This is a genomic window from Bradyrhizobium diazoefficiens (genome assembly GCF_016616885.1).
GTDB lineage: Bacteria > Pseudomonadota > Alphaproteobacteria > Rhizobiales > Xanthobacteraceae > Bradyrhizobium > Bradyrhizobium diazoefficiens_F.
In genome coordinates, this window is the sequence record NZ_CP067102.1 from 5,166,370 (window position 1) to 5,182,582 (window position 16,213).

Below are 16,213 nucleotides of genomic sequence, written 5' to 3' on the forward strand. Positions count from 1 at the left end.
CCTCCTCGTCATTGCGAGGAGCGAAGCGACGAAGCACTCCAGACTGTTACCCCGGAAAGATTCTGGATTGCTTCGCTTCGCTCGCAATGACGGTGCTTGTGACTACACCGTCGCCTACGCCGGCGCGCCCGACTTCACGAGCTTGTAGATTACCGAATCCATCAGCGCCTGGAACGAGGCGTCGATGATGTTCGGAGACACGCCGACCGTGGTCCAGCGATCGCCATTCTCATCCTCGCTCTCGATCAGCACGCGCGTCACCGCGCCGGTGCCGCCATTGAGGATACGCACGCGGTAATCGATCAGCGTCAGGCCCTCGATGTACTTCTGGTACTTGCCGAGGTCCTTGCGCAGCGCCACGTCGAGCGCGTTGACGGGGCCGTTGCCTTCGGCTGCCGAGATCAGATGCTCGCCGGCGACGTCGACCTTCACCACGGCCAAAGCAACGGTAACGCGCTCACCAAGGGCGTTGTAGCGCTGCTCGACATTGACGTCGAACTGCGCGACCTCGAAATAATGCGGCACCTTGCCGAGCGTGCGCCGCGCCAGCAGATCGAACGAGGCGTTGGCGGATTCGTAGGCGTAGCCGGCTGCCTCACGCTCCTTCAACTCCTCGACTAGCCGCGTCAACTTCGGATCGCTCTTCTCATAGGCGATACCGGCGCGGTCGAGCTCGGCCATGACGTTGGAGCGGCCGGCCTGGTCGGACACCAGCACCTTGCGGTGATTGCCGACGGTCTCCGGCAACACATGCTCGTAAGTCTGCGGGTCCTTCATCACGGCGGAGGCGTGAATGCCGGTCTTGGTGACGAAGGCGCTCTCGCCGACATAAGCGGCATGGCGGTTCGGAACGCGGTTGAGCATGTCGTCGAGCGTGCGCGAGACTCTGACGAGGGTCGCGAGCCTCTCTGGCGTGACGCTGATATCGAAGGCGTCCGAAAACTCCTTCTTCAATTTCAGCGTCGGGATCAGCGAGCAGAGGTTGGCGTTGCCGCAGCGCTCGCCCAACCCGTTCAGCGTGCCCTGGATCTGCCGCGCGCCGGCGCGAACCGCGGCCAGCGAATTCGCCACCGCCTGCTCGGTATCGTTATGGGCGTGGATGCCGACATGATCGCCGGGAATGTGCTTTGTCACCTCGGTGACGATGGCCTCGACCTCGTTCGGCATGGTGCCGCCATTGGTGTCGCACAGCACCACCCAGCGTGCACCGGCCTCATAGGCGGCCTTGGCGCAGGCGAGCGCAAAGCTCGCATCTTCCTTGTAGCCGTCGAAAAAATGCTCGCAGTCGAGCATGACCTCGCGGCCGACGGCCTTTGCGGCTGCGACGCTGTCGCGGATCGAGGCGAGGTTTTCTTCTTTCGTCGTCTCCAGCGCGACGCGCACCTGATAGGCGGAGGACTTTGCCACGAAGCAGATCGCGTCCGCCTTCGCTTCCAGAAGCCCGGCGACACCGGGATCGTTGGAGACCGAGCGCCCTGCCCGCCGCGTCATGCCGAAGGCGGTGAAGCGCGCATGGTTGAGCTTCGGCTTGCTGCCGAAAAATTCGGTGTCGAGCGGATTGGCGCCGGGATAGCCGCCCTCGACATAGTCGATGCCGAGCTCGTCGAGCATCCCGGCGATGACTTGCTTGTCGGTCAGCGTGAAGTCGACGCCGTTGGTCTGCGCGCCGTCGCGCAGCGTGGTGTCGAACAGATAAAGGCGCTCCTTGCTCATGGCTGCGCTCCGAGCGTCTTCTTCATGGTGGTGTTGGCGAGCCACTCATCGTTGATAGTGACGCTGTTGCGCTGCTGGGCAGTGTAGCCGCGCTTGGCGAAGAAATTTTGCGCGGTGTCGCTGGCATCGACCGTGAGCGCCGCAGCGCCACGGCCGCCCGCGAGCTTCTCGAGCGCATCGACGAGCATGGTCGCGATGCCCCGCCGGCCCACGGCCGGATGCACATAGAGCATGCGGATATGATCGGTGCCGTGTAGCGAGGCGAAGCCGACGGGCGAGCCATCCAGCGTGGCGATCAGCGTCAGGTCGGCTGCCAACCGCTTGCCGAACTCCTCGGTTTCGGCGGCTGCCATCCAGGCTTCCTGCTGCGCCTCCCTGTAGTCGTCGCCGGTCAGCTCCTGGATGCTGGCGGCGAAGATCGCGGCCAGCATCGGAACGTCATCAGGCAAAAACGGCCGCAAGCCGGGTTTGGGATGCGCTTGTGCCATCACGCCAGCTCCCAGGTCGTCACCGGCTTGCCGTCGGCATCCTTGCCGTCCTTGATCACGATGCCTTTGGCGGCGAGCTCGTCACGGATGCGATCGGACTCCCTAAAGTCTTTTCGCGCCCGCGCCGCCGTGCGCTCCGCGATCAGGCGGTCGATCTCGCCAGCGTCGACGCCGCTCGCCTGCCGCTTGCGGCCTTCCCATTGCGCCATGCTCTCGGACAGGAAGCCGAGCAGACGCAGCGACGCCGAAAGGCCGGCCGCATCGGCCGCATTGCGCAGACCATGCAGCGCCGCGATCGTCTGCGGCGTGTTGAGGTCGTCGAGCAGGGCGTCGACCACGGACGCCGCCGGGCTGGACGGCGCGACATCGGCCGCAAAGCGATACCAGTCGTTGAGCGTCTTGGCGCTCTCCTCCAGCGACTTCATGGTCCAGTCGATCGGCGAGGTATAGTGCGTCTTCAGCATGTTGAGGCGCAGCACCTCACCCGGCCAGTCCGCGAGCAGCTCGTGAATGGTGATGAAGTTGCCGAGCGACTTCGACATCTTCTCGCTTTCGACTTGCAGGAAGCCGTTATGCATCCAGTAATTCGCCATGCGCTGCTGGTGGAAGGCGCAGCAGGTCTGCGCGACCTCGTTCTCGTGATGCGGAAACACCAGGTCGATGCCGCCGCCATGGATGTCGAACTGCTCGCCGAGATGCTTCCAGGCCATGGCCGAGCACTCGACATGCCAGCCCGGGCGCCCCTCTGCCTTGATGCCGGCCGGCGACGGCCAGGACGGCTCGCCGGGCTTGGACGGCTTCCACAGCACGAAGTCGGTCGAATCCTTTTTGTAGGGCGCGACGTCGACGCGCGCGCCGGCGATCATTTCGTCGAGCGACCGCTTCGACAGCGCGCCGTAGCGCGGCAGCGTCGAATTGGCCGCGTTCATCGCCTGCGGCGAGAACAGCACATGGTCCTCGGCGGCATAGGCAAAGCCGCCCTTGACCAGCCGTTCGATGATCTCGCGCATTTCGCCGATATGCTCGGTCGCACGCGGCTCGACGCTTGGCCGGAGCGCGCCAAGCGCATCGACGTCGGCGTGAAACTGCTTGCCGGTCTGCTCGGTGACCTTGCGGATCGCTTCGTTCAGCGGCAGGCCGGGAAAATCCCGCGCGGCGCGGTCGTTGATCTTGTCGTCAACGTCGGTGACGTTGCGGACGTATTTGACATGCGCCTCGCCGTAGATGTGGCGCAGCAGCCGAAACAGCACGTCGAAGACGATCACCGGCCGCGCATTGCCGATATGGGCGAAGTCATAGACGGTCGGTCCGCAGACATACATGCGGACGTTCTTCGCATCGAGCGGCACGAAGGCGCGCTTTTCCCGGCTCAGCGTATCGTAGAGGCGCAATTCCATATGGACACCCGTCGGCTGTTGGCCGGGCGTCCAGTACTCTCAATGTGGTTGAGAAAAGACGGCTCCAGCCAGCGAATCGCTAGCTCGTAATCTCGCGGCAGATAATGCAGATGGCGAGGAGACCGTTCATGCGGCGACATATGGGCCACGAAGGCGCCTTTCGTCAAGAGAGCCGCGAAAATGCCGTTTTATCTCCCCAATGCGCGGCCGCCCCGCCTTGATGGTTCGTCATCCTTAACCTTTTGAGTCTAATTTGGAACCCGGCGGTCCCCCAGCCCCGGTGCATCCATGCGATCCCTGCTCGCGCTCGTCTCCTGTGCCTCCATCATCGCGGCATCCAGCGCTTTCGCCGAGACCCGCATCTTCATCATCGCCAACCAGGCGGACGGCTACGGGGTCGACCAGTGCCTGGCCAAGGGCGAGAAATGCGGCGCGCAGGTTGCCCGCACCTACTGCCAGTCACGCGACTTTGCGCAGGCATCGGCCTATCGTCGGGTCGATCCCGACGAAATTACCGGCTCTGTCCCCAAATCCGGCGCAAACTGCTCCCATGGCCATTGCGACGAATATGTCGCAATCACCTGCCAGCGCTGAATTCCCTCGGAGCTGGCGGGCCTTAGGACCCATTTTCGGCCCCTGAAACGACGTGACGCTGCCGCAGGAAGCGGCTATTGGAGGGCGCGCTTCGGCCCCCAAATCACATTGGAAGTCACTCGGGGCCGTGACCTCGCTAGAATGGCGGATATGCCTGAATTTTTGTCTCTGTCCCGTCCCCGCTCCCTCCTTGCCTGCACCGTGCTTCTGAGTGCGATCGTGCTCGCCACAGACGCCTTTGCACAGGCCGGCCCGCCCGGACCGCCCGCACAAGGCGGGCTCGGACCGAACCCGATGTGCGTGCGGTTGGAAGGACAGCTCGCCGCGCTCAACGGTGGCGCGAGCGGCGATCCCGCGCGCGACGACCAGATCCGCCGCTACCAGGATTCCCAGACCCGCCAGCAGGCAGAGCTCGACCGCGTCACCATGCAGGCCAAGCGCATGGGTTGCGATTCCTCCGGCTTCTTCTCGCTGTTCAACGGCCAGTCGGCGCAATGCGGTCCGGTCAACACCCAGATCCAGCAGATGCGCGCCAATCTGGACCAGATCACCGGCAATCTCGAACGCCTGCGCGGTGGCGGTCCCGGCGGCAGCCCCGAACGCGACAGCCAACGCCGCTCGGTGCTGATTGCGCTCGCGCAGAACAATTGCGGCCCGCAATACGCCAATGCCGCGCAGTCACAGGGCGGCAATTTCCTGAGCAATCTGTTCGGCGGCGGCAACAACCCCAACAATCCGCCGGGTGCCCCGCCCGCCGATCTCGGCGGCCCGCAGTCCGGCACCTATCGCACCGTCTGCGTGCGCACCTGCGACGGCGCCTATTTCCCGATCTCGTTTGCGACCGTGCCGGCACGCTTCCCCGACGACGAGAGGACCTGCAAGGCGCTGTGCCCGGCGGCCGAAGCCGTGCTCTATGCCCACCGCAATCCCGGCGAGGACATGAACTCGGCGGTCTCCATCAGCGGCCAGCCCTACACGGCGCTGCCGACCGCCTTCAAATTCCGCAGCGAGTTCAACCCGTCCTGCTCCTGCAAGGCGGCGGGCCAGAGCTGGGCCGACGCGCTGAAATCGGCCGACGACAAGGCGGCCGTCGAGCAGCAAGGTGACATCATCGTCACCGAGGAGAGCGCCAAGAAGATGCAGCAGCAGCGGCTCAACAAGGGCACGCCTGCGAACGCCAAGAGGGGCGCGGCAACGCCGCCGGCGACCGCCAACGCTCCGGCTGCAACGCCGCCCGCAGATGCAGGCACAGCGACGACTTCTTCCGAGAACAAGCCGATCCGCTCGGTCGGCCCGACCTTCCTGCCGCAGCAGCAGAAGTAGGCCCGCGCTTCGGCTCGAAGCCACCCCCGGGATCATCGCCGGAAAGAGACCGAACGACGGCGGCCGCGAGGCGCGGCCGTTTCGCAGTGACTATTCGCCTTCGCGACTCCACGGGAAGAGATTGGCCGGAAAGTCCGCTGCATAGCGCTTTCCCTTCGGGGGCGGCGGCGGCGCATCCGGTGGATTCGGATTCGGCTCGACGAGCCTCCGATAGAGATGCCAGGTCGCATGACCCAGCACCGGCAGGACGACCGCGAGACCGACGAAAAGCGGTAGCGAACCGATCACGAGCAGCGCCGCGACGACCAGCCCCCATCCGGCCATCGCAACCGGATTGGCGGCCACCGCCCGGAGCGACGTGCGGATCGCATCGATCGCAGTCGCATGCCGGTCGAGCATCAACGGAAACGACACGACACTGACGCACAGGGCCACGACCGCAAACAGGAAGCCGACACCACAACCGACGATGATCAGCGACCATCCCTCCGGTGTTGTCAGCACGCGCGTCGCGAAGTCAGGAATGCTCGCCGCGGGCGCGTGACCGAAGATTGTGACGTAGATCGCGTTCGCGACGCCGATCCAGGCCCCGAACAGCACAAGCAGGAGCACGCCGAGTTCGAGCATCGCGCCGAACGACGGCGCGCGCAGGACTTTGATCGCGTCCCACGCATCAACCTCCTCGCCGCGCTCGCGGCGACGACTGAGTTCGTAGAGGCCGATCGCGGCAAAGGGACCGATCAAGGCAAACCCGGCAGCCAGCGGAAACAGGAGTGGCAGGACCGAATGGCCAAGGACCATCCTGAACAGGACGAGACCAAGAACGGGATAGATCACGCAGACGACGATCGCGTGACTCGGCATCGCCTGGAAATCGTCCCACCCCAGGCGCAGCACCTCCCTCAGATCGGCCAAGCCGATCCTGCGAACAGGATAACTGACCGCCTCCCCGAATACGTGCCGCTTCAAGGTGTTTTGGGAATACAGAGTGGCCATGGACACACCCTCCTCCGTTGAAAGTCGCGGCGGAGAACGGCGCGCTTTCCGGCCGCGCGTATCCGCCTTTACTTGCGGGAGACGCGATCGAGCCGAGTACGGCAGTTCCAGGCTCAACGAGGAAGGAGCTTAGCCGGACGAAACCCGTCGCGACCTGCACCTCCAAGCTTAGCGCGCGCGACTCGGAATGACCAGCGCTCCCGGCTGGTGAATTGCGCCTCCATATTTGTGCGATGCATCACATCGAGAACGCGACTGACTCTCGCCAGCTTGCACGGCAACAGGGATCGCCCGCGCCACCCAAGCGCGTTGACATCTATTGACGCCGGGGTCGAGGGGGATCATTTTAAGCGTGTAGACGCCCCAGCTCTGATGAGATTTGCGGTCGCGACCTCTCTCTTGATATCGCGACCGGGTGAATGGGCGAGGCAAGAGGCGCGGCGATGGCGAACATGCCTGCGTAGACAAGCCAACCATCGCGACTGACGTGAGCTCCGCCCTGGATTCGTATCCGCAGCCTTTGATGGCAAGGATGGATCAGGATGGCTGTCGCACTGATACTGCTCTTGGTCGCAATCGGCTCGGTGCTGTTTCACCTGTTCAGCCCGTGGTGGTGGACGCCGATCGCCACCGACTGGGGCTACATCGACCACACGATCAACATCACCTTCTGGATCACCGGGTTCGTTTTTACCGCGGTCATCGCGTTCATGGCCTATTGCGTCTTTCGCTTCCACCACAGGGAGGGACGACAGGCAGACTACAATCCTGAAAACAAGAAGCTTGAATGGTGGCTCAGCGTCGGGACCGGCGTCGGCGTCGCCGCCATGCTCGCACCCGGCCTGGTTGTCTGGCATCAGTTCGTGACGGTCCCGGCAGACGCCACTGAAGTGGAAGTCATGGGCCAGCAATGGCAATGGAGCTTCCGCTTGCCGGGCAAGGATGGCCGGTTGGGCACATCAGATGTTCGCAACATCAGCCCCGAAAACCCGATGGGCCTCAGTGGCGACGATCCGCATGGCCAGGACGACGTCGTGATCGACAATGGCGACCTGCATCTTCCGATCGGCAAGCCTGTGAAGGTTCTGCTCCGCTCCGTCGATGTCCTGCACGATTTCTATGTGCCGGAGTTCCGCGCCAAGATGGATATGGTCCCGGGCATGGTCACCTATTTCTGGATCAAGCCGATTCGAACCGGGACCTTTGACGTTCTCTGCGCGGAACTTTGCGGCGCCGCTCACTATCAGATGCGGGCCAAGGTGATCATCGAGGACGAGAAGGACTATCACGCCTGGCTGGAGCAGCAGAAGACGTTTGCCGAATTGTCAGGCCAAAACGCCGTTGTGAGGGCGACGTACCAATCCGGCGGCAAATAGCAAATGCCGCTGCGAGCAGAATCGGGCGCGTGAGCCAGCTCATCGCCCGAAGGAAACGACCGAGGAGGTACTCTATGGTCGATATTCCATATGACAGGATCGCAGGCATTCCACCTGCCGAAGTCCCCGATGTCGAGCTCTACCATCCGAAGAGCTGGTGGACACGGTATGTCTTCTCGCAAGACGCCAAGGTCATCGCCATTCAGTACTCGCTGACAGCCTCGGCCATTGGGCTCGTGGCCCTGGTGCTATCGTGGCTGATGCGACTGCAACTGGGATTTCCCGGTACATTCTCCTTTATCGATTCCAACCAATACCTCCAGTTCATCACCATGCACGGCATGATCATGGTGATCTACCTGCTCACCGCGCTGTTCCTCGGAGGCTTCGGCAATTACCTGATCCCGCTGATGGTCGGCGCGCGGGACATGGTCTTCCCCTACGTCAACATGCTGAGCTACTGGATCTATCTGCTCGCCGTGCTGGTGCTGGCTTCGGCCTTCTTCGTCCCAGGCGGCCCCACCGGCGCCGGCTGGACGCTGTACCCGCCGCAGGCGATTCTCTCCGGCACGCCCGGACAGGATTGGGGCATCGTCCTCATGCTGTCCTCCCTGATCCTGTTCATCATCGGCTTCACCATGGGCGGGCTGAACTACGTGGTGACTGTGCTGCAGGCGCGTGCCCGCGGGATGACGTTGATGCGTCTGCCCTTGACCGTGTGGGGCATCCTCACGGCCACCGTCATGGCGCTGCTGGCATTCCCCGCACTGTTCGTCGGCTCGGTGATGTTGCTGCTCGACCGTCTGCTGGGAACCAGCTTCTTCATGCCGACTCTGGTTGAGATGGGCCAACTCAGCAAATATGGCGGTGGCAGTCCGCTCCTGTTCCAGCACCTGTTCTGGTTCTTCGGTCACCCCGAAGTATACATCGTCGCCTTGCCTGCCTTCGGCATCGTCTCTGACCTGATCAGCACGCATGCGCGAAAGAACATCTTTGGTTATCGCATGATGGTCTGGGCGATCGTGGCGATCGGCGCTCTCAGCTTCGTGGTGTGGGCGCACCACATGTATGTAAGCGGCATGTACCCATACTTCGGGTACTTCTTCGCCACGACGACGTTGATCATCGCCATCCCGACCGCGATCAAGGTCTACAATTGGGTGCTCACGCTGTGGCGGGGCGACATCCATCTCAGGGTGCCAATGCTGTTCGCTCTCGGCTTCATCATCACCTTTGTGAATGGCGGGTTGACCGGCCTATTCCTCGGCAACGTCGTCGTCGATGTCCCGCTTTCGGATACCATGTTCGTCGTCGCGCACTTCCACATGGTGATGGGAGTCGCGCCGATCATGGTCGTGCTGGGAGGGATCTATCACTGGTACCCGAAGGTCACCGGCCGAATGCTGAACGACGTTCTTGGCAAGTTTCACTTCTGGGTCACATTCCTCGGCGCCTACCTGATCTTCTTCCCCATGCACTATCTCGGCCTGCTCGGCGTTCCGCGCCGGTACTTCGAACTCGGCGACGCCGCGTTTATTCCGCCATCAGCCCACTCCCTGAACGCCTTCATCACCGTGGTGGCCCTCACGGTGGGCTTCGCCCAGATGGTATTCCTGTTCAATCTAGCCTGGAGCCTGTTCAAGGGTGAGCCCTCGGGTGGCAATCCATGGCATGCGACGACGCTGGAATGGCAGACCCCGGAGACGCCGCCAGGGCACGGCAACTGGGGCAAGGATCTCCCGATCGTGTATCGCTGGGCCTATGATTACAGCGTGCCAGGGGCTGCGCAGGACTTCATCCCACAGAATCAGCCGCCCACGAGCACGGGGGCCGTTCAGGGAGCTGCTCCGTGAGCGTCATCGTCTTGTTCCTGGCTGTGATCGCGGTCATCGCCGGTTGGTGGCTCTCGCAGCAGCGGCTGACGGCGAAACCGTGGCTGGAGGAAGGTCCGATCGGTGACTTCCCGGGCACGGACACCATCGCTTGGCCGGCCGCGAAGGTCGGGCTTGGCGTGTTTCTCGCTGTCGCCAGCTCGCTGTTCGCACTTTTCATCAGCGCCTACTCCATGCGCATGAACACGGTGGACTGGCGGACGATGCCCGTGCCGCAGGTGCTGTGGTTCAACACGGGCGTGCTGGTCCTGAGCAGCGTCGCGCTGCAATGGGCGTACGTTGCGGCGCGCCGGAACGACATGGACGGCGCGATCGTCGGCCTGCTCGCCGGCGGAACGTCGGCGATCACCTTCCTCGCGGGGCAGCTGCTCGCGTGGCAACAGCTCAGCGCCGCCGGCTATTTCGTGGCGTCCAATCCGGCCAATTCCTTCTTCTACATGATCACAGCGGTGCACGGGTTGCATCTGACCGGCGGCCTGGTGGCGCTGGGGAGAACCACGGCCAAGGTATGGCGGCATGACGCTGCCACGGCCGAGATGCGTCTGAGCGTGGAGCTGTGCACCATCTACTGGCATTTCCTGCTGCTGGTCTGGCTTGTCCTGCTTGGTCTCCTGACGGGCTGGACGGACGGTTTCGTCGACATCTGTCGCCAGTTGCTGAGCTAGGGAGGAGAGGACGAGATGGCCGAGACCATGCTGACGAGTACAGGGCAAGGCGCCGGGCGACTTCCGGGCTGGCGAGGCATCGCTGCCGACTGGGCTTCGGATCAACGCGCCTTCAAGAACGTGTCCTGGGGCAAGGCCATGATGTGGATCTTCCTCCTCAGCGACACCTTCATCTTCAGTTGCTTCCTGCTCTCCTACATGACCGCGCGCATGTCGACGACCGTGCCGTGGCCCAATACCAGCGAGGTCTTTGCCCTCAATATCGGCGATACACACATACCGATGATCCTGATCGCCATCATGACCTTCATCCTGATCAGCAGCAGCGGGACGATGGCGATGGCCGTCAATTTCGGCTACCGCCGCGATCGAATCAGAACCGCGGCCCTGATGCTGGTCACGGCGGCGTTCGGCGCAACCTTCGTCGGAATGCAGGCCTTCGAATGGACCAAGCTGATCACGGAAGGCGTCCGGCCCTGGGGCAACCCATGGGGTGCGGAGCAGTTCGGTGCGAGCTTCTTCATGATCACCGGCTTCCACGGCACCCACGTGACGATCGGCGTTATCTTCCTGATCGCCATTGCGCGCAAGGTCTTGCGCGGCGACTTCGACGTCGAGAGGCGCGGCTTCTTCACGAGCCGCAAGGGGTACTACGAGATCGTCGAGATCATGGGCCTGTACTGGCACTTCGTCGATCTCGTGTGGGTCTTCATATTTGCCTTGTTCTATCTTTGGTGAGGCCGGCGCATGACAAACGCGACAGTACAGATCGAGGGGCAGCTTCACGCTCATGCACATGACGCAGTCGCAACTGGAGTCGCGCACGCCAAGGGCCAGCAGCATCCGATCAAGCTCTATCTTGTGGTCTGGGGGTGGTTGTTCGTCCTCAGCACCTGTTCCTTTCTGGTCGACTATTTTGGCCTGCATGGCTATCTCAGGTGGTCGCTGATCCTTCTGTTCATGGTGGTGAAGGCCGGCCTGATCGTCGCCGTCTTCATGCACATGGCCTGGGAGCGGCTGGCCCTGACCTATGCCATCCTCGCGCCGCCGATTGCGGTGCTGGTATTTGTGACGATCATGGTGCTCGAATCCGAATACACGCACTTGCTTCGCGTGCTGTTCTTCACGACCCCCTCGTAGGACCCGCGACCTCGCGCCCAAGGGCCGACTTCAACCTTCAAACGCGTCGAGCGAGGCGCGGCTGCCGTTCGACACCAGCGTCTCGTCGGGCGCAGGCAACGGCTCGCCCCTGTCGCGAAAGCGGTTGGTGATGGGATAGCGGCGGTCGCGGCCGAAATTTTTCGGCGTCACCTTCACACCGGGTGCCGCCTGGCGGCGCTTGTATTCGGCGACGTTGAGGAGATGGTCGATGCGGGTCACCGTGTCGCGGTCGAAGCCCGCGGCGATGATCTGATCGAGCGGCTCCTCGCGTTCGACCAGACGCTCCAGGATCGCATCGAGCACCTCGTAAGGCGGCAGCGAGTCCTGATCGGTCTGGTTCTCACGCAGCTCCGCGGTCGGCGGACGCGCGATGATATCGGGCGGGATCACCTCGCCCGCGGGTCCGAGCGCGCCATCGGGCTTCCATGCATTGCGCAAGCTTGCCAGCCGGAACACCTGCGTCTTGTAGATGTCCTTGATCGGATTGAAGCCGCCGTTCATGTCGCCATAGAGCGTGGCATAGCCGACCGACATCTCCGACTTGTTGCCTGTCGTCACCACCATCAGCCCGGTCTTGTTGGAGATCGCCATCAGCAGCGTGCCGCGGGTGCGGGCCTGAAGGTTTTCCTCGGTGATGTCGGGCGGCAGGTTCTTGAAGATGCCGGACAGAATGGTCTCGAACCCGCCCACCGCTTCCGCGATCGGCAACACCTCGTAGCGGATGCCGAGATGGCCGGCGAGCTCGCCCGCATCGGCAATCGAGTGTGCTGCCGTGTAGCGATAAGGCAGCATCACGCCGTGCACCTGATCGGCGCCGAGTGCGTCGACCGCGATCGCCGCACAGAGTGCGGAATCGATGCCGCCGGAGATGCCGAGCAGCACGCCGGGAAAGCCGTTCTTGGTAACGTAGTCGCGCAAGCCGAGGACGCAGGCCGCATAGTCGGCCTTGTCGCCCTCCGGCTGCTCCACGATCGGACCCGTGCAACGCCAATCGCCGCCGTTCCTGATGAAGCGCAAGGTCGTGACGTTCTCCTCGAATGCCGGCAGTTGCGCGGCGAGCGAGAGATCGCAGTTGAGCGCGAACGAGGCGCCGTCGAACACGAGCTCGTCCTGGCCGCAGACCTGGTTGAGATAGACCAGCGGCAGGCCGCTCTCGGTGACCCGCGCGACCGCCACCGACAGACGCACGTCGTTCTTGTCGCGGGCATAGGGCGAGCCGTTCGGCACCAGGATGATCTCGGCGCCGGTCTCGGCCAGCGTCTCGACCACGTTCTCGTAATCCTCGGACTCTTCCAGCCAGATGTCCTCGCAGATCGGCACGCCGATCCGGACGCCGCGGACGGTGACGGGGCCTGCCGCGGGTCCGCGCGCAAACAGCCGCTTCTCGTCGAACACGCCGTAATTCGGCAGATTGCATTTGAAGCGCAACGCGGCGATGCGCCCGCCGTCGAGCAGCGCGCAGGCATTGTAGAGCCTGCCGTCCTCGACCCAGGGCGTGCCGACCAGCAGCGCCGGGCCGCCGTCGGCTGTCTCACGCGCAAGCGCTTCGATAGCAGAACGGCAGGCAGCCTGGAAGGCCGGCTTCTGCACCAGATCTTCCGGCGGATAGCCGGCGATGAACAATTCCGGGAACAGCACGAGATCGGCGCCGTCGGCGATGGCGCGCGCACGTGCCGAGCGAACCTTGGCGGCATTGCCCTCGATGTCGCCCACGGTCGGATTGAGCTGGGCGAGCGTGACCGCGAATGCGTTGAGACGTTCGGTCATGGCCGCCTAGTCCAGCTAGAGGAATCCCAGACGCTCGATGATCGCGATGATCCAGTACGCGCCGGCCATCAGCAGCGCAACGCCGACCGCGGCCGAGCCCATATCCTTGACCCGCCCGATCTGCTTGTCGTGATCCATGGTCAGGCGGTCGGCGAGCTTCTCGATCGCGGTGTTGAGCAGCTCGACCACCAGCACGAAGGCGACCGAGCAGACCAGCTCGACCGCGCGCGTCGCGCTGGCGGCGACGAACCACGCCACCGGCACCGACAGGATGAGCGCAAGGATCTCCTCGCGGATGGCCTGTTCCGAGCGGAACGCAAATGCCAGACCGTTGCGGGAGTTGATCGTGGCCTTCCAGATCCGCAGCAAGGTCTTAGAGCCCCGCTGCCGCCGGCATCGGCCGGACCTTGCCGGCGCGTTCCTGCTTCAGCAGTTCGGCGACCAGGAAAGCCATGTCGATGGATTGCTCGGCATTGAGGCGGGGGTCGCAGACCGTGTGGTAGCGGTCGTTGAGATCCTCGTCCGTGATGGCGCGGGCGCCGCCGATGCACTCGGTGACGTCCTGGCCGGTCATCTCCAGATGCACGCCGCCGGCATGGGTGCCTTCCGCCGCGTGGATCGTGAAGAACGACTTCACCTCCGACAGCACGCGATCGAACGGCCGCGTCTTGTAGCCAGACGTGGAAGTGATGGTGTTGCCGTGCATGGGATCGCACGACCAGACCACCACCCTGCCCTCGCGCTTCACGGCGCGGATCAGGCCCGGCAGATGGTCGGCGACCTTGTCGGAGCCGAAACGGTTGATCAGCGTCAGCCGGCCCGGCTCGTTGTCGGGGTTAAGCACGTCGATCAGCTTCAACAGCTCTTCGGGCTTGAGCGATGGGCCGCACTTCAGGCCGATCGGGTTCTTGATGCCGCGGAAATATTCGATGTGTCCGTGATCGAGCTGGCGAGTGCGGTCGCCGATCCAGATCATGTGGCCCGAGGTCGCGTACCAGTCGCCGGTCGTGGAATCGACGCGGGTCATGGCCTGCTCGTAGCCGAGCAGCAGCGCCTCATGGCTGGTGTAGAAATCGGTGGCGCGCAGCTCCGGATGGCTCTCGAGATCGAGGCCGCAGGCGCGCATGAAGTTGAGCGCGTCCGAGATGCGGTCGGCCAATTCCTTGTAGCGGCGGGACTGCGGACTATCCTTGAGGAAGCCGAGCATCCACTGATGCACGCTGCCGAGATTGGCAAAGCCACCGGTGGCGAAGGCGCGCAGCAGGTTCAGCGTCGCCGCCGACTGGCGATAGGCCATTAGCTGACGCTGCGGATCCGGCACGCGCGCTTCCTTGGTGAAGGCGATGTCGTTGACGATGTCGCCGCGATAGCTCGGCAGCTCGACGCCGTCGACCTTCTCGGTCGGCGACGACCGCGGCTTTGCAAACTGGCCGGCGATGCGGCCGACCTTCACCACCGGCACCGCGCCGGCATAGGTCAGCACCACCGCCATCTGGAGCAGCACGCGGAAGAAGTCGCGGATGTTGTTGGCGCCGTGCTCGGCGAAGCTCTCGGCACAATCGCCGCCCTGCAGCAGGAAGGCGTCGCCGGCCGCAACGCGGGCCAGCGCCTTCTTCAGATTGCGCGCCTCGCCGGCAAACACCAGCGGCGGAAAGGTTGCAAGCTGCGCCTCGACGTCGGCCAAAGCCTTGGCGTCGGGATAATCGGGCACCTGTAGCACCGGCTTGCTGCGCCAGGACTCGGGCGTCCACCGCTCGGACATCGCAATCTCTCCGTGAAGCAAAAAGTGCAACCTGATCTATGGGTTGCGAGGGCCGCCTTATACACAGGCTGGCACGACACCGCCAGTTGTAAATCCATTTTGCAATGCAAACCCTTGCGGGCACAGCCGAATTCGCATTTGCTAGGGGTGGCAGAGGAAACCGGCAAAACGACTTCCACCATGGACGCGGCACTGGACGACGTTTTCATCGACGAGATCAGCTTCCCGGCGGCCGACGGGTATGCGCTGGCCGGCACCCTGTTCCTGCCGCGCGGCGCCAAGCGCCATGCCGTCCTGATCAACTCGGCGACCGCGGTCTCTCGAAAAATCTATCGCGGCTTTGCCTCCTACCTCGCCCATCGCGGGTGCGCCGTGATGACCTATGACTACCGCGGCATCGGCGACTCCCGGCTGCCGGCGATGGTCGGCTACAACCGGCCGAAATCGCTGATCGGCTTCAAGGCCTCGATGTCGGACTGGGCCGCGCAAGACGTCACCGCCGCGGTGCGCTGGATGAGCGAGCGCTATCAGGGCCTGCCCCTTGCCTATGTCGGCCATTCCTTCGGCGGCCAGGCGCTCGGGCTGATCGAAAACAACAGCGAGATTTCGCGCGCCGCGTTCGTGGCCTCGCAGGCCGCAACCTGGCGCCTGATGACCTCGCCGGAGAAATACCGTGTCTTCGCGTTCATGAATTTCGTCGGCGTGCCGCTCGCCCACGTGCTCGGCTACGCGCCGGGCTGGGCCGGCATCGGCGAGGATCTGCCCAAGGGCGTCTTCCTGCAATGGGCCGACTGGGTCTCGAGCCCGCGCTATCTCTTCGATTCCAAACTGCCGGCGCTGGAGAATTTTGCCAAGTTCAAGGGCGAGTTGCGCGCGCTGTGCTTCTCCGACGATCCCTGGCCACGCGGCCAGCGGTCGAACTGCTCACATCCGGCTTCACGGCAATCAAGCCGGAGGTGCTGACGGTGAAACCGTCGGACGTCGGCGCCAAGGCGATCGGCCATTTCGGCTTCTTCCGCCCCGAGCATCGCGACACGCTGTGGCGCGGCGTCGCGGAGTGGATCCAGGGGGAGTGACGG

14 protein-coding genes and 1 pseudogene are annotated in these 16,213 nt (G+C 63.6%); 8 read left to right on the forward strand and 7 right to left on the reverse strand.

Features of this window, described 5'->3' with window-relative positions; genetic code table 11:
* Positions 1-114: 114 nt before the first annotated feature.
* Genes cimA through cysS form a run of 3 tightly spaced genes read right to left on the reverse strand, consistent with a single transcriptional unit; the run spans position 115 to position 3,598 of the window.
* Positions 115-1,713 (reverse strand): citramalate synthase, encoded by a 1,599-nt coding sequence (cimA, locus tag JJC00_RS24305; RefSeq protein ID WP_200468433.1) that lies wholly within the window; start codon positions 1,711-1,713, stop codon positions 115-117.
* Positions 1,710-2,201, reverse strand: coding sequence for a GNAT family N-acetyltransferase (locus tag JJC00_RS24310; protein ID WP_200468434.1), 492 nt, complete (start codon positions 2,199-2,201; stop codon positions 1,710-1,712). The genes cimA and JJC00_RS24310 overlap by 4 nt, the downstream gene beginning before the upstream one ends.
* Complete coding sequence (gene cysS / locus JJC00_RS24315; RefSeq protein ID WP_200468435.1) at positions 2,201-3,598, reverse strand: cysteine--tRNA ligase; 1,398 nt, start codon at positions 3,596-3,598, stop codon at positions 2,201-2,203. The genes JJC00_RS24310 and cysS overlap by 1 nt, the downstream gene beginning before the upstream one ends.
* Before the next feature lie 288 nt (positions 3,599-3,886).
* On the opposite strand from cysS, the gene JJC00_RS24320 reads away from it, so the two are divergent.
* Together JJC00_RS24320 and JJC00_RS24325 are read left to right on the forward strand one after the other, a co-directional pair.
* Positions 3,887-4,192, forward strand: coding sequence for a hypothetical protein (locus tag JJC00_RS24320; RefSeq protein WP_200468436.1), 306 nt, complete (start codon positions 3,887-3,889; stop codon positions 4,190-4,192).
* 141 nt (positions 4,193-4,333) lie between these two features.
* Complete coding sequence (locus tag JJC00_RS24325) at positions 4,334-5,515, forward strand: DUF2865 domain-containing protein (RefSeq protein ID WP_200468437.1); 1,182 nt, start codon at positions 4,334-4,336, stop codon at positions 5,513-5,515.
* A gap of 90 nt (positions 5,516-5,605) precedes the next feature.
* On the opposite strand, the gene JJC00_RS24330 is transcribed toward JJC00_RS24325, so the two are convergent.
* On the reverse strand, positions 5,606-6,511 hold the full coding sequence (locus tag JJC00_RS24330; protein WP_200468438.1) for a DUF2189 domain-containing protein: 906 nt from the start codon (positions 6,509-6,511) through the stop codon (positions 5,606-5,608).
* A 542-nt stretch (positions 6,512-7,053) separates the two neighbouring features.
* On the opposite strand from JJC00_RS24330, the gene JJC00_RS24335 reads away from it, so the two are divergent.
* The 5 genes from JJC00_RS24335 to JJC00_RS24355 all read left to right on the forward strand — a co-directional run bounded on the left by JJC00_RS24335 (position 7,054) and on the right by JJC00_RS24355 (position 11,584).
* A complete protein-coding gene (locus JJC00_RS24335) occupies positions 7,054-7,887 on the forward strand; it encodes a cytochrome c oxidase subunit II (RefSeq protein WP_200468439.1) in 834 nt (277 codons plus the stop codon).
* A 74-nt stretch (positions 7,888-7,961) separates the two neighbouring features.
* Positions 7,962-9,740 carry a cbb3-type cytochrome c oxidase subunit I gene (locus JJC00_RS24340; protein WP_200468440.1) on the forward strand — a complete coding sequence of 593 codons (1,779 nt, stop codon included), beginning with the start codon at positions 7,962-7,964 and terminating at the stop codon, positions 9,738-9,740.
* The gene (locus JJC00_RS24345) at positions 9,737-10,444 is read left to right on the forward strand and encodes a cytochrome c oxidase subunit 3 (RefSeq protein ID WP_200468441.1); all 708 of its coding nucleotides are present in this window, start codon (positions 9,737-9,739) and stop codon (positions 10,442-10,444) included. The genes JJC00_RS24340 and JJC00_RS24345 overlap by 4 nt, the downstream gene beginning before the upstream one ends.
* A gap of 15 nt (positions 10,445-10,459) precedes the next feature.
* Positions 10,460-11,182 (forward strand): heme-copper oxidase subunit III family protein, encoded by a 723-nt coding sequence (locus JJC00_RS24350; RefSeq protein ID WP_200468442.1) that lies wholly within the window; start codon positions 10,460-10,462, stop codon positions 11,180-11,182.
* Positions 11,183-11,191: 9 nt separating this feature from the next.
* Positions 11,192-11,584 carry a cytochrome C oxidase subunit IV family protein gene (locus JJC00_RS24355; RefSeq protein WP_200468443.1) on the forward strand — a complete coding sequence of 131 codons (393 nt, stop codon included), beginning with the start codon at positions 11,192-11,194 and terminating at the stop codon, positions 11,582-11,584.
* Positions 11,585-11,614: 30 nt separating this feature from the next.
* Here the strand turns inward: JJC00_RS24355 and JJC00_RS24360 are convergent, their stop codons facing one another.
* The 3 genes from JJC00_RS24360 to JJC00_RS24370 are packed head-to-tail and all read right to left on the reverse strand — an operon-like array spanning position 11,615 to position 15,134.
* A complete protein-coding gene (locus tag JJC00_RS24360) occupies positions 11,615-13,372 on the reverse strand; it encodes an NAD+ synthase (protein WP_200468444.1) in 1,758 nt (585 codons plus the stop codon).
* A 15-nt stretch (positions 13,373-13,387) separates the two neighbouring features.
* On the reverse strand, positions 13,388-13,741 hold the full coding sequence (locus JJC00_RS24365; RefSeq protein WP_200468445.1) for a diacylglycerol kinase: 354 nt from the start codon (positions 13,739-13,741) through the stop codon (positions 13,388-13,390).
* Positions 13,742-13,745: 4 nt separating this feature from the next.
* The gene (locus JJC00_RS24370) at positions 13,746-15,134 is read right to left on the reverse strand and encodes a class II 3-deoxy-7-phosphoheptulonate synthase (RefSeq protein ID WP_200468446.1); all 1,389 of its coding nucleotides are present in this window, start codon (positions 15,132-15,134) and stop codon (positions 13,746-13,748) included.
* A 180-nt stretch (positions 15,135-15,314) separates the two neighbouring features.
* Here JJC00_RS24370 and JJC00_RS24375 point away from each other — a divergent pair.
* Positions 15,315-16,210, forward strand: a pseudogene (locus JJC00_RS24375) (alpha/beta hydrolase family protein).
* Positions 16,211-16,213 lie beyond the last annotated feature (3 nt).